This window comes from Verrucomicrobiaceae bacterium (genome assembly GCA_016713035.1).
Lineage (GTDB): Bacteria > Verrucomicrobiota > Verrucomicrobiia > Verrucomicrobiales > Verrucomicrobiaceae > Prosthecobacter.
This window is the reverse complement of record JADJPW010000001.1, coordinates 1,370,917-1,385,431: the sequence shown is the minus strand read 5'-3', so window position 1 is coordinate 1,385,431 and position 14,515 is coordinate 1,370,917. Positions and strand designations below refer to the sequence as shown.

Sequence of the window (14,515 nt, the reverse complement as noted above, 5' to 3'; positions counted from 1 at the left end):
GCTGTGTCTCCTCCCGTTGAGGGAGCTGCTAACGGACATGGGAGGAAGCGATCATACTCGCAAATCTTCAAGAAACTCCGAAGCCGGCGCGATGCCGGTAATGAGAAGCTGGTCGCGTGCGCGAGTGCAGGCGACATAGAGCAAATGGCGCTCGGTGTTGTAAACCTCCTCCAAATCGGCGTCGTCGGCGACGGATTCGATGCGCTCCTGTAATGGCAGAACTTCATCGTCGCAGGCCATGACTGCCACGGCGCGGAACTCAAGACCTTTGGCGAGGTGCATGGTGCAGATGGAAGCAAAGCCGGTCGTGGTCTCGACATTCTCGTCCAGAATCTTGTGTTCAAGTCCGGCCTGCTTCACCGCCTCGCGGGCGCGTGGAATTTCGGCGTCGGAACGAACAAACACGCCGAACTCGTGCGGCGCGACACCCTCCTTGGTGCGGGCTGAAAGCCACTCGGCAACGGCATTGATTTCCTCCTCGTTGGAATTGAAGACCTGAATGGCAGGAGGCGGGCCGTTGAACACGGAAACCGTGTCGCCGCGCTGCTCGGTGTTGCCATCAACATCCGAGACTTCGGGACCAAGCAGCCGGTCGGCCTGGGTGCGAATTTGGTGGGAAGTGCGATAGTTGACACGGAGGTTGCGGGAGCGCCCGCGAATGTCCACGCCCAAGGCGAGCCATGAGAAGGGCTGCTGGAAGATGCGCTGCCCAAGATCACCGGCGAAAAACAGGGCATCCGGTCGGCGCTCGCCGATGGCGGCAAGGAACCGCAGGTGGGCAATGCCGATGTCCTGCGCCTCGTCCACCACTGCAAACTCAAATGGCGGGTTCTTGTCCTTCTGGATCGCTCCGGCGAGTTTGGTGAACATCTCGGCATGAGTGATGAGCTTGCGGCTGGAAAGGCTGGCGCGGGTGCGCTCAAAGATTTGCCAGAGCACGGCGCGTTGTGCTTCAGGGAGGCGTGTCTTGCGACCAAGACGTGTCACGTCGCGGTAAGATTCCCATGAGTTCAATTGCCAGGCATCCACGATCTGTTCCCATTCCGTGAAAAGGAACTGATTGCTGAACTTGTGTCCGCCGACTTCTTTCGAGGCGGCAGCGATGCACTGTGAGATGTCCTCACGGGTGGCAAGATTTGCTGCACCAAAGTGCGACTTGTAGAGGCGGGTTCCTATCGTGTTGATGGAATGGACTTCGAGCCTTTCGGCAAGGCGAGGCTCGTTGCTGATGAGCCTGCGGAGTTTGAGCCGGAGCGAGTTGGCGAGGATGTGAGAAAAGGTCGTCAACAATACCCTGGTGTTTGGGTTCTGCTTGGCGAGATGCACAGCTCGATGCACGGCGACAATTGTCTTGCCAGTTCCAGCGGAGCCCGAGACGCGGGCCGGGCCGTTGTAGTTGCGCTCAACGGACTGGCGTTGGTCGGGATGCAGGAAGACGGACCACTTGTCCCACGGAAATTCGAGGGCGCGTTCCAGTTCTTCCACATTCGACATTACGCGGAAGCGGCGCTGCGCGTCGGGATGCTCGAATGGGTCTGTCGTGGCCGGCACGGGCTGCGGCACACGGGGTTTACCGCCTGTTGCCAGCTCCAGAAGCGCTTCGGCTGCTTCACTTGGCAGACGGTCAGCCAGCGCTAGCAGACTGTCTTCATCTGCTTGGCGGACATCGGCAAGCCATTCAGGAGGGACACCGTAACCAAGAAGCTCATCATCCGAAATGTGGCTGAACAGAATCTTGCGGGCTTTCGGCGCGGCGGGAAGCTCAAGCTGAACGTAGTTGGGAACGATGATGTCCTGAACCGTCTCGCGTATCTCCACGAGCTGAGCCGCGCCGGTCTTCGGGTGCGTCTCCAGCTTGCGGCGTTCCGCCCAGCTATATGCTTTGTCGTGATGGTCAACGTAGCACAAGAGCAGATTCGCTGCGCTCTTGTGAACTATGAGGCGGATGTCGCGGTTGACTCGCACGGACCAGAAATTCTTGTCCTTTGCTTTGTCGAGCTTGTGAAAGCTCATGCCAGAGTTGACGGGATTGAGCTGCAAATCGAATGCCGTCGTCTTCACGGCCTTCTGCTCATCGCCCGTCAATCGGGCGAGGCTGTCAGTGAAAGTGTCGGCGATTCTGAATTCCATGATGCTATACCTTGAATACCTTCATCACTTCGTCTCCGAGGTGATTGATGACCTTCACCGCGATGCGGCCTTTTTTTGGTTTCTCGAAAGGACGTGAAGTGTCGCTGTTCAGCGTCGCCCAGGCTTCGTAATCAATCTCAGCCTTCAGCGTCGTTTTCAGGGAGTTGTAGGGGTCGTTGGCACCAAGGAAATAGGCGTGGCGCACGAAGAAGCTCTCTTCGTTGTAGTCCGTGTCAATGAACCAGCAAGCAATGCCGTCTGCGCCGTCGCTGCGAACTTCACCAGTGTTGGGATGGAACACGTCAACGCCGTTCACCTTCACTCGGACCTTCCCATCTTTCTCCGGCAGGATGGTGATGTCGGGTTCACCAAAGATGACGAAGAGGTTGCCCTTGCCGGTGTTTTTGAGGTCATCGGACATGTGAAGGTCGGCATTCATGCGAGCCTTCAGCACAGGGATTCTTCCCAGCTTGTTGAACTCGGTCGTGTGCGCTTCGTAGTTGAAGGCGCAGGCAATCAAAACATCGAAATCAGCATCTCCGGCCTCTCGTGCGGCAAGCACGAGATCTTGACGCTGCACGGTTCCAAACTCAGGGCCAATAAAGATCGCGGCGCGTTTTTCTGCGCTTCCTTCCATGTAGCTGCCTTCGGCGCATACGAGTTCGCCCGGCCAAGGATTGAGGGCAGTGAAGACAATCTTGTCCTCCTTGTGCGCCTGCTGGACACCGGCGGCTTTCAGGTTCTCAAGGATCATCTGGGGAAAGGACTGTTTCGCTCCGTATTCGGCGCTGTCTTCCTTCAGGGTATCAACCAACTCGTCATTTTCATCCACGCCAAGGACGCGGTGAGGCGAAAGACTTTCAACGGTGAAAGGACCGGCAACGCGAACGCTCTTCTTGTTTTCGTAGGGCTTGTCGTAGAGAAATTCAAACTCGGCCTTGGCGGCGATGGATTTGTCAATCTCCTTCTGCCGGGCGATGCGCGCCTGCCACCAGTCGGCGTGCAGCTTCTTCGCAGCGTCCGCCCACTTGGCGTCGGCATCGCGCGGAATCTCCCACTCCTGCCAGATCGTCTTGAGCGCGGCGTTCAGCTTCTCGCGCAGCGGCTCCAGCTTCGCCTGCCACTGGTCCCAGATGACATCGATCTCCGCGTTGTTGGCGATGGACTTGAGCGTGATGTGCGGCACGCGCTCATAGACGAAGCCGTGGCGGATGTTCCCCTGCACGGGCTGCGAACTCGGCGCGGTGCGGGTGACTTCGGCTTCCTTGAGCTGGCCCTCGCGGGAATCGGCCAGCAGGTAAAAAGGGATAACGCGCGCCCATGATGCGGGCACGGGCCAGCGCCAGCGCCACGCGCGAGGTGTCAATCGTGATCCAGCGGCGGCCCCATTGCTCGGCGACGGTGGCGGTGGTGCCGGAACCGCAGGTCGGGTCGAGCACGAGGTCGCCGGGGTCGGTGGCCATGAGGAGGCAGCGTTCGACTATGCGAGTGCTTGTCTGAACTACATAAACGATGTCCATCTCTCCGCGAGTGTCGTTCCATAGGTTTGAAATTGGAACGCCGCGAAGTCATCGAAGTAGCGTTTGTAGCCAATCCGCTTTGGCGTCGCTTTGACTCTCCCAGCCTTCAGCAAGCCGCTTCATTCCTTCTGGATACTGTGCCTTCCAGTGCTCGTTCTTTTTCGGCTCCCACTGGCTCCCATTGAAATGAAATGGTTGAGGTTCATTTCCTGAACCAGAACTTGTGATTGCGTGAACGCCGTAATGGCGCAAACCAGCCGGAATTGTTGACGGATCATTTAGCTCCTCGCGTGAAAGCGGGCGAGTGACGCCAAGTTCAAGTTCGAGGGTCGAGTAGTTCTTGACCCCGCTCTTTGAACTCTCTTTAGACCCAAATAGTTGCCGGAATTTGAAACGCTCCTTCTGTTTCGAGTAGCAGACAATGAAGTCGAGCACGTTGTCCAAATTGCTGCTGGAGAATCCTCCAGTTTTCTGAAAAGCGATTACTGAGATGAAGTTGTCCTCCCCAAACACCTCATCCATCACCGCCCGGACGCGGTGGACATTTTCATCGCCGATCTGCACGAAGATGGAGCCGGAATCGGTGAGGAGATCGCGGGCGACGGTGAGCCGGTCCCGCAGGTAGGTGAGGTAGCTGTGGATGCCGTCGCGCCAGGTGTCGCGGAAGGCTTTGACCTGCTCGGGCTCGCGGGTGATGTGGTCGGCCTTGCCGTCCTTCACGTCGCGGCTGGTGGTGGACCACTGGAAGTTGCTGTTGAACTTGATGCCGTAGGGCGGGTCGAAGTAGATGCACTGCACGCGCCCGCGCAGGCCCTCGCGCTCGGCCAGGCTGGCCATGACCTGGAGCGAGTCGCCCAGGATCATGCGGTTGGACCAGTTCTGGTCGTGGGCATAGAATTCGGTTTTGTCCGCGCCCTTCGGGATGCCGTTGAAGTCGGCGAAGAGGTCGGCGGTGGTGAGTCCCGCTTCGTGTTCACGCTCTTTCGTCTCGCGCAACAGATCATCAATCAAAGCTTTCGGATGAACCTTCTCCTGAATGTAGAGCGGGGGCGCATGGACAACGAGGTCGCTCCAGTCCTGCTCATCCTTGCCGCGCCAGACAAGCTGCGGATCAAGATCACGGTTGCGTCTGTCATAGGCAACGCGCACCGGATGCTGCTCCTCTTGTTTGAGGACAGACTGAAACTCTGCGGTAGGAATGTTCTTCCTCTTCGCTTCGTCGTGCGTGAGAGTTTCGACAGACTTGGTGGTAGTCGGTTTCTTTGCCATGCTAGTTTTCCTTGGTCGTAGTCGCGGTTGTGGCGGACTCGATCATCTTGTTAAAGTTGCTCGCGACTTTGGCAGCAAAGTCGGACTCGATTTGGTAAACTTCCGTGAACTCGGCGAATGCCCAACGCCCGAAAGTTTTGAGGTGGTTCACGCCCGGAATCCAATAGGTTTCCATCGTGCTCTTTTTCTCCTTTGCATCCTCACGCCGGTAGCCTTTGATTTCAACGATGAGACGCAAGAGGTCGTCGGGACCATGACCATCATCAATCAGCACGATGAAGTCGGGCAGATACTTCCGTGTTGTGGAACCGTAGCGATAGGGCACCTCAAGGCCGAGGTTGTGATTCTTCACATAGGCCCGCACTTTTGCGTGCGCCTCCGCAACTCGGCAGAATTCGCCTTCCCAATCACTATCCAGAACAATCCAGTTGATATGGCAGTGTGAAGAGCTGGTTTCCCAGCGGTCCGGCTTCGATGTGTTGAACCGGACATGCCTCGTGGAGCCTTCTGGGTTGTATGGGTCAAGCAAGGCTTTGATTGGGCGCTCACCAACGAAAGCGCGTGTGATTCCTGCCGTGATGCGATTGCACGCCATATCCGCCAATTCCTGATACATGAGCAAAGCCGGATAGGTTTCGCCTTTGCACACAAGGCAGGTGTCTAGCCATTGCTTTGCGATGCGCTTGAGCTGTCCAAAGAGATGAAGCTTCGGTTCCTCTCCTGGGTCGCGCCATTTTGTGTAAAGCAAGCGCTGCGTGACATGGAAGAGCAATGTCGAAGGGCGCATGTCGCCAAGATGTTTCAGGCCGAGGTCAACACCTTCGCCGATGATGCCGGAATTCCGCGTGACGGACGGACCGACAATGTCGGGGCTGAGTTCAAGAATCGAGTCGTCGGTAAATTCAGCGGTCAAGCGTTCCTCTGGCAGTTCCACGCGATAGCCTTCCACGCGAGGGAAACGGATTTCGAGCGCATCACGTTCAGGACGGACGGCCTTAACCTGAATGGTTTCGCGCGGCGGCTGTGGAGTGGAGATGACAGGCTTCGCAGTGAAGTCGAATGGAATGCCGAAGACATCGGCGTATTCAACATTGAAAAGACCTTCTTCATTGAGGTCGTAGGACTGGCGGCGCAAGGCTCGCCCGATGACCTGTTCGCAGAGAAGCTGCGTGCCAAACGCACGGATGCCAAGAACGTGAGTGACGGTGTTCGCATCCCAACCTTCGGTGAGCATGGACACGGAGACAACGCAGCGAATGGAACCGCCAAGTTGGCCGTGTTTGCCAACGGTGTTCATCACTTCACGAAGCAACTCTTGGTCGGTAATGCTGTCTGCTTTGCGTTGGTCTCCTGTGCGCTCGGTAATCTCGCGGCGAAAACGGTCAATCTCATCCTCTGCCATGCTGCGGAAATTGGCGTCGAGAGCATCGCCTGCTTCAAGCTGTTCGCTGTCGATGAGCAATGTATTCGGACGCGGGAGGGGATTGCCGGTCGTCTCATCGAAATTGCGGAAGAGAGCCAGCCGTCCGTTTTCGAGGGTTGTAGTGCCGTCTTCGTTCGTGCGATGGAAGCCGCTAATAAAATCGTAAACCAACTTTGAAATCGCCGTGTTCTGACAGACGATGATGAAGCATGGTGGAACGCGAATGCCGTTGTCCTGCCAAAAGCTTGAATGTCTTCTCGTAATGGCCGTAGAGAGCTTGAAGGGCTGTTTGGAGTCGAGTCGGGAAGTTTGAGAGGGTCCAAGTCCTCCGGACGTGCCACGCCCTTTTTTCGGCATGTCCTTCCGAATGTTTTCCCAGAGATTGCGGGACATTGGCATTTCATCGCCTGGTATGTTCTCGGCGACAGGAACGCGGGGCAGCTTCACGATGCCGCATTCAATGGCATCCATGAGCGAAAAGTCACTCATCGTCCAGGGAAACAAAGTGCCCTCTGCGTAGCCGGAACCACTGAGGAAAAACGGAGTAGCAGACAAATCCATCACGCGGGAAATGCCGAGTTTCCGATTCACAGCTTCAAGGCCGGAGATCCAAAGCCGTGCAGCTTCGCTGTTCTTTTCCGCTTCCTTTTTCTCCTCACCTTTTAGGTCTTCATCGTCTTCGTCCTTGGGCTTCTCGCGGTAGCAGTGATGGGCTTCGTCGTTCCAAGACGATAATGTTTTTCAGCCCCATCAAGTCAGGCATCACACGCTGAATCATCTGGCCTTCGGTTTCGACTGTATTGAGGTCTTCGCCGTTCTTGCCTTTGAGCAGAGAACGTCCTCCTGCTGAAAGCTCGATGCGCTCGCGGAGCTTGAATGCGTGATAATTTGTGATGACGATTTTCGCGCGATTCACATCGTCAAGCATGTCGCCCGGAACGAGTTCACGGCTTGCGTAGTAGCTGTCAGGATCATTCGGCTGGAGCACACGCAAACGGTCTTTGATGGTCAAGCCTGGGGCGCAAACTAGAAATCCCCGCGTGAAATTCTTGCTCGTCGGTCGCCGCGCCGCGTTGATGGTCTGCCATGCGATGAGCATCGCCATCACAGTCGTTTTTCCTGCACCAGTGGCGAGTTTGAGAGCAAAGCGCATCAGCTCAGGGTTCGCATCTTTGTTCGCTGCGGCGAGATGGTCGAGGATTGCCTTGCCGCTCTTGGAATGGGGAGCCACCTCAGTCAGCCAGATTGCAACTTCGACAGCCTCGACTTGGCAGAAAAATGGGCGCACGCCGCTGAAATTGTGATGACGCCAGTGTTGAAGTAGCCGGGCGGTTTCCGGCGTTACCTGCCATTGACTTGGCTCGGGCAACAGCCGCCACGAGTCCACATGGTTTCGGACTTGGTTGATGATGGATGTAGCGTCGTATTGCTGCTGCTTGGTGGAGAGTCCTTTCCCCTCGTCGAAGACGATCTCTTGCTGGGCAGTGCGCTTGCGCTTCTTCGGTTTGGGAATCGGCGTGATGAACTCCGCTCGTCTTCGGTTCGCGATGATTTTTTGCGTCGGCTGCCCGGAATCGTCCAGCTCCCAGTGCTGCTGCGGGCGTTCGTATGGGGAATTGAGGATTGGGTGCTCGAAAAACGGGTTGGACATGTTCAATTCCTGGTATCGTGCCTGCTGTTGTTCCAAATGCCAAAGAGCGTTTTCGGTTTCGCCGCATCGACAAGACGTTCCTTCGTTTTACAAAGAATCGGACACAAGTATATAGTTTATAGTCATTTTGGCTGCCAAGTGATGTAAAAACGCCACTCGAACGGATTTGCGGTGCATCTGCAACAACCGTCCCCCATAAGTATTGATAATGTATTTTATCACTACTACAATGCGCTGATACAGAGGGGTTTATGTGAAGGATGGTTCAAGTGGTTTGGTCGTGGGTTCCGAAAGTCGGATGCTGACGGCAGCGGAGTTTCAAGCACTGGCAGATGTGCCACCCGAAGTCGAATGGTTTGCGAACATTGAAAACGAGAACACTCGGCGAGCATACCGGAACGATGTGCATGAGTTCATGGCGTTCGCCGGCATTCGACAGGCGGAAGAATTTCGCCTCGTGAAGCGATCACATCTCATTGCGTGGAGGCGGCAGCTTGAGAATCGGGCTTTGGAGGCGGCAACGGTGCGGCGCAAACTTTCAGCCGTGGCGTCTTTGTTTGATTACCTGTGCGAGCGCAACGCGGTTGCCTTCAACCCGGCCGATGGAGTGAAGCGCCCTGAATCTGGGAGCGAACGAAGGCAAGTCTCCTGCGCTTGGCGACGAACAAGCAAAAGCGATTTTGGAGGCTCCCCCTTCGGATACGCTCAAAGGGATTCGAGATCGTGCAATTCTCTCCATTCTGCTCTTTCATGGACTTCGCCGCGCCGAAGTCTGTTCTTTGACCGTGGGTGATGTGCAATCACGTCGGGGGGTGATTCATTTTCGCGTGCATGGGAAGGGAGGCAAGATTCGGTTCATACCGGTGCATCCTCACAGCTCGCAACTCATCAGTGAGTATTTGGAGCGGTCTGGTCATGGCGATGACGGCACACACGCGCTTTTTCGACCAGTGAAGAATCCTGCTGGCAGTCTTGAGAACGCACTGACGGGGCACGGCATCTACAAAGATGTGGTGAAAAAATACGCAAGGCAACTCGGTCTTGAACCAAAGGCAGTTTGTGTTCACGGGCTGCGGGCCACGGCTGCGACGAATGCCCTCGACCATCAGGCTGACATTGCCAAAGTTCAGGAGTGGTTGGGACACGCCAGCATTTCGACGACACGGCTCTATGACAGGCGCAAAACGAAGCCGGAAGACTCACCCACTTTCAAAGTGAGCTACTAATTCCTAGCTCTTGTATCTGCCGGGATCGTCTCCATAAGTGCGCTCGCTCTGGATGACACCGTTCTCCTTGTGGATCACAACTTGGCCCAAAGGTTGAGCCTTTGCGATTTCAGCAGTTCTGCGAACTACATCTTCTTTCCGATCACCAGAGACGGAGGCTCGTGCCGCACCCACGGCTTTACCCTTCCACTCTCCATCTTGCCCTTTTGTTACATGGTAGATTTTTCTGTTCATGCGAACATGTTAAGGATGGCGTGATGCAATTCAAGCAATTTGCTGCGAGATTTCACACTGCTGATAGACTTCTGACAACATGGAAAAAGTGACCTACACGCCCTCTGAATTCGCCTCCGTCTTTGGCAAGGAGCGCACTTGGGCGTATCGGCAGCTCTACGCTGGGAAGGTGCAGGCAGTGACGGATTTGGGACGGACGCTCATCCCCAAGAGCGAGGTGGACCGCCTTCTCAAAGAGGCGGGGCGCTACGTCGGAGCTGGTGCGAAAGTCAAAAAGAGCAAGGCAGTTACACAGAGCACGAACGGCAACAAGCCCTCCCCTAGTGCCAAGAATTGGGCAGAAGCCATCAAGCAGCGAAAGACACGCGGGTTGCCGCAGCAAGAGAGTGTTCGTTCCGCAAGTGGCCGTAAACCTTCATCGCAAGCGCTCCCCCGTCCTTGTGACCAAGCCACTTCGCGACAGTCGGTATATCAACGCCTGACTCGATGCAAACCGTCGCGAAAAGGTGGCGAAGGTCGTGGTGAGTAATGCGCTCCATTCCGACAACACTAGCGGCGCGATCCATAGCTTTTTGGGCTTCCTGCACCCTCATCACTCCGTCGGTCGGCTGGACATTGGGGCGCTTGGCTTTCAGGCGCATCAAAAGTTCACGGCAAGCAGAAATCATCGGGATTCGCCTGAATTCGCTGTTTTTGGTTCCTTCTTCGGGTTCACCCCTCACCAAAATTTCGCCACGAGCGAAGTCACAGTCCTTCCATTGAATCCACTCAGCCTCCCCTTTCCTGACACCGCTGTAAGCGAGGAATTCAACGAAGTCAGCACATGGGCCAGAGAAGCGCGCATTTGGCCGTCGCATCTCCTTGACCCATTCCGCAAATTTCTGGCGTGCTGGTAAACGGCTTGAAAGGTCTTTCGTCCGCACCTTCGCACGTTTCAGAGAGTTTGCAGGATTGGTGCGGCGAGCACCTCGCTTGATTGCAATCTCGAACAAGTGGCGGATGAGGCTCAGAGAATTGTTGAAGCGGGTTGGCGACATCGCCTCCTTGTGTTTTCCGGCCCAGCGTTGGCAATGCTCCTCGGTAACGCGGCGAAGTTCCGCCGTCACGAATTCGGGCCAGGTGCGCTCCAGTGAGGCAATGATTTCATTCCAGTAACGGCGGGTGTTCTTCTTGATGGAGGCGTCATTTTCAAGCTGACGCTTCCGAATCTCGATGGCCTGCGCTCCGGTCATCCGCTCGGCGACAATGCCTTCTTGGCTGACTTCCTTCTGGTTGGCTGCGTCTTCAATGAGCTTGTCCCACTCCTCTTTGGCAACACTGAGAACGGCAGTTTTGAGGCTGCGCCACGTTTTCTTGCCGCCAATCAAAATCCGGGCATAGTAGGTGCCTGATTTATGACGGTAGAGATGCTGATACTTTGTGGGGAACCAAGTTTTCGGGGCTGTGCTCACGGCCTGCGGAGGGTTGTTGTCCGTGAGTGTATAACAGCAGTGTATAAAACGCAAGGAAAAGCATCGCTTGCCGTCGTGATTCCCAAGTAAAAGCGCCCGTAGCTCAGTGGATAGAGCAGCGGATTTCTAATCCGTCGGTCGCAGGTTCGATCCCTGCCGGGTGCGCCCTTGTAAAATCAAGGGTTCCAGCGATTTTCGGCCCTCTGAAAAAAATCTTCATTTGGCCCCCATTTGGACACCTCTTGGACACTTTCAGGCGGCCAGAGCGGCTTTCACTCGCTGGACGGTGGATGGGCCTTTACCGGTGATCTTGGCGGCATTGCGCACGCTCTGGCCTGCTTTTAGTGCCTTCACCACGTCGCGGTGCTTCGTGAGCAGATCGTCACTGGAAAGGATTGTGCCGGATGGCCTGCCCAGCTTTACGCCCTTTCGGCGGGCCTCCGCGAGTCCACTATTGATACGCTCGCGGAGTGTTTCCGTCTCACTGCGGGCCATCTCAGCGAGTAAGGCCAGCATCACCGAAGCAGCAGGGTTACGCTTGCCAGATGGCAGAAGGGTTTCCACGGCCTGACTATGCCAGTAAAGGGACACGTTCAGCTCTTCCAGCGTCTCGACAAAACGGTGAACGATGGAGTTACGGCGGGCAAGGCGGGACACTTCATGCACCAGCACTTTCTTGATCTTCCCGGCGCGGGCCAGTTCCTCGACTGCATGCAGGCCGTGACGTTCGCTTTCATCGGCCCGGCCTGAAACGCCTTCTTCCTCGCACACGGCCACAACCTGCCAGCCCTTCGAGTCAGCCAGGGCGCGGAGTTCGGAGACTTGGCGGGTGGTTTCCTGTTTGGCGGTGGAGACGCGAACGAGGATGGCGACGGGGGACGGGAGCGGCGGCGGGCTTCATGTGTTCCACAGTGCTGAGTGTATTCAAATAATCAAATGATTTTATGGATACACCATTTCGAGGCATCCGGCGGCCTCCCTTCGTGGGCAAAACCGGCGTTTTTCGGCCAAACGATTTCCCGAATACACTCCCGGCCCCGATTCAGCACCCAGCCCGCAGATCGAGGCACCGGGGCAGGCGTGACACATCATCAAGCACCCATGACACATCCCGGCCCAGAGCCGTCATGCCTGCCGCCGGGCTTCACCAGGGGAAAGCCCAGCAAATGACGGGCATGACGCATATGACGCTTGTTTTGATGTCTTGCCCGAAAAACGCGGCAACGCATGAAGTCGGCGACACAGCCCGCAGCCAGGTCAAAACCCCGGCTTCCCACAGCGGCCCGCCTTGCGCCGCTGGTGGCAGGCCGACAAAAGAGCCAGGGCGAGAATGCCGGGCGTGAAGCCGCCCCGTTTCCCCACGCGGCCACTCTGGGCCGCTGTCTGGCAAGCTGGTAAAGTGAGCAAGGCGGCAGGCCAGCCGGGCGCGGCGGCCCCGCTCAATCTCCCGGCGGTGCAGTAGGCAGGGGACAAAACCGGGGACAAAAAGTTTTTCCCTCCACATCCCAGGCAGAGGTAAAGGGACGGGTTGCCCGTTCCAGGTGTCAGGGAGGGGCAAGAGATTTCTTATCCCGGTGGGGTGGGGTAAAAGCAGTGACACTATTTTCCCATGAAATGAAAAAGAAGCGTCATATGCGTCATGCCGTCCTACAGCCAAGGAAATACAAGGCTTCCAGCATGACACCACCTTTCCACCCATGATGTCACTGCCGTCATTCCTTCCAAGCCCGTTCAGATCAAGGCCGCTACCGTCCTGACACCCCGGCGAGTGTGGCAAATGAGGGGAAGCGCGAAGGGAAACAAAAGGCACGGCGGCCCACGGAAACGGGAGGCAAGCCAAGGGTTGGGTGTCTCTGGATTTCCGGAGACACCGCACGGCGGCCCACGGAAACGGGAGGCAAGCCAAGGCTTGAATGACCGCCACGTGGCGATCATTCAGCACGGCGGCCCACGGAAACGGGAGGCAAGCCAAGGGAGCGGTATCACTCTGAGTGATACGGCCTGAGCATGGCTCGCCTTCAAATTGGAGGCGCTGCAAAGGACAGTTGGATACTACTCCACAGTCTCCACCGGCGGCGGCGTGATCTTCCACAGGCGGCGGTGCATGGTGCGATGCTTCGTCACACGCTCCGGCATGTCCTCTGCCAGGCGGGCGAGCAAGCGGGCAACGTTGTTGTGATTGCAGAACCGCACGGCCTCTCGCTCAATCGGCGAGGCGGGCGAAACAAGAACCTCTTCCAACTCATCAGCACCGCCTTCCCATGCCTTGCCCTTCGATTCGTCGTCATCAAAAACGGCGAGGTTGATCAGCTCCAGCAAGCGGCCCGCCGGTGAATCATCGTAGAGCATGGCGGCAATCTCAGGGTTCAGCCAGGCGCGACAGCCGAAACGAGTATCGAAGTGCTTCGCGGCCACTTGCACATTCAGCAGATAAGCGGCGAAGGCGGGAAGCTCCGCCACGATGGCGGCGGCAAATGCGTCCTTTTGCTCATTCGTGGCCGTGGGCATGGGCAGGACGGCTTTCAGCATGCGAAGCAGTAGAACCTTGTCCGCGAGGTCTGGCGCGTTCAGATTCGGCAGGATGCGCAGCTTGTCCGGGTCATCGTTCAGGCTCAAACTCAAGCGCCAGAACGGGCGAAGCGTGATAGCCTCGCGTCCCTTCGGGTGGCAACGGTGCGTCACATTCGCGGCGATGGCCTTCAATCGCTCGCCAAAGAACTGTCGGGCCTCTGTGCGAGTCGAGGTGGCGGGGTCTTCCATCAGCAGATGCTCACAGCCGAAAAGCTCCGAATTGAAGTCGCTCTTTTCAAACATGAAGCCGGAAGGGTTTGCATGCCTGCTGCCGAGTAGCGGCGTGATGATGTGATGCTGTAGCAGCGATTTCCCAGCGCCCGCCGGTCCCACAATGATGAGCACGAGGCCGGGGCGCGGGATGCCGGAGGCGAGGCATTCCAGGCCGTTCTTGAGCCAGGCCACGAAGCGCGGTGTTTGCTCCTTTCCAAGCAGGCCGTAGAGCATGGCCTCGATCACGGGGAAATCACCGGCAACGGGCGTGATGAGGCGCGGCGATTCACGCGCCAGAATGCGGCGGCCATCCAGATCATGCACACCGGCGGCGAGGCCAGCGAGATTCATCACCAGATCGAGCACGCGGGCTTGCCGGACGTGACGCAAGGCCAGCTCCACTTGTGACAGCCCTCCGCCTTCGGGCCGCTGTGCGGAGACTCCACAGGCACGCAATTCCTTTCCGGCGTGGGCTTCGGTGTATTCCAGCCAGACACTTGATGGAGATGGACACCAATAGCTTTTTCCGTTCAGCCAATAGAGCCCTACTTGCTCCACGATGGGTGCTGGATCGAAGGGCGGCGGTGCAGGTGCAGCAGCGGGCGCGGCTGGCGTGCCAGGCTTGGTACTGGCGGGACGCTTACGAGGCGGAGCACCAGGCGCGGCCTTATCCTCGAAACGGGCGGGCTGATTCTTCGCGGTCTTCACCACGCGGCCTACTCGGGAGCGCGGTTTCTTCAGCGGTGCAGGCGGGGGCGGTGCATCGGTGATGTAGTCGCCGCCATCATCGGCGGGCGCGGTTTTTTTGGTGTCACTCACAGGCGGGA

At 57.1% G+C, this 14,515-nt stretch carries 5 protein-coding genes, 1 tRNA gene and 3 pseudogenes; 2 read left to right on the top strand and 7 right to left on the bottom strand.

All coding sequences use genetic code 11. The features are described 5' to 3' along the window. Positions 1-51: 51 nt before the first annotated feature. From IPK32_05920 to IPK32_05910, 3 genes and pseudogenes are all read right to left on the bottom strand, one after another. A complete protein-coding gene (locus tag IPK32_05920; GenBank protein ID MBK8091522.1) occupies positions 52-2,130 on the bottom strand; it encodes a DEAD/DEAH box helicase in 2,079 nt (692 codons plus the stop codon). 4 nt (positions 2,131-2,134) lie between these two features. Then, a pseudogene (locus tag IPK32_05915) lies at positions 2,135-4,919 on the bottom strand (site-specific DNA-methyltransferase). 1 nt (position 4,920) lies between these two features. After that, positions 4,921-7,993, bottom strand: a pseudogene (locus tag IPK32_05910) (DEAD/DEAH box helicase family protein). A gap of 298 nt (positions 7,994-8,291) precedes the next feature. Between IPK32_05910 and IPK32_05905 the strand changes: the two are divergent. Beyond that, positions 8,292-9,219: pseudogene (locus IPK32_05905) on the top strand (tyrosine-type recombinase/integrase). Between the two features lie 3 nt (positions 9,220-9,222). On the opposite strand, the gene IPK32_05900 reads toward IPK32_05905, so the two are convergent. Continuing rightward, on the bottom strand, positions 9,223-9,453 hold the full coding sequence (locus tag IPK32_05900; GenBank protein MBK8091521.1) for a DUF2188 domain-containing protein: 231 nt from the start codon (positions 9,451-9,453) through the stop codon (positions 9,223-9,225). A gap of 347 nt (positions 9,454-9,800) precedes the next feature. After that, positions 9,801-10,904 (bottom strand): site-specific integrase, encoded by a 1,104-nt coding sequence (locus tag IPK32_05895; protein ID MBK8091520.1) that lies wholly within the window; start codon positions 10,902-10,904, stop codon positions 9,801-9,803. Between the two features lie 92 nt (positions 10,905-10,996). On the opposite strand from IPK32_05895, the gene IPK32_05890 reads away from it, so the two are divergent. Then, positions 10,997-11,069, top strand: a tRNA-Arg gene (locus tag IPK32_05890). A gap of 87 nt (positions 11,070-11,156) precedes the next feature. On the opposite strand, the gene IPK32_05885 is transcribed toward IPK32_05890, so the two are convergent. Beyond that, positions 11,157-11,771: a recombinase family protein gene (locus tag IPK32_05885; protein MBK8091519.1), complete on the bottom strand. Its 615-nt coding sequence runs from the start codon at positions 11,769-11,771 to the stop codon at positions 11,157-11,159. Between the two features lie 1,185 nt (positions 11,772-12,956). Further along, positions 12,957-14,507, bottom strand: coding sequence for a hypothetical protein (locus IPK32_05880; GenBank protein ID MBK8091518.1), 1,551 nt, complete (start codon positions 14,505-14,507; stop codon positions 12,957-12,959). Positions 14,508-14,515: the final 8 nt, after the last annotated feature.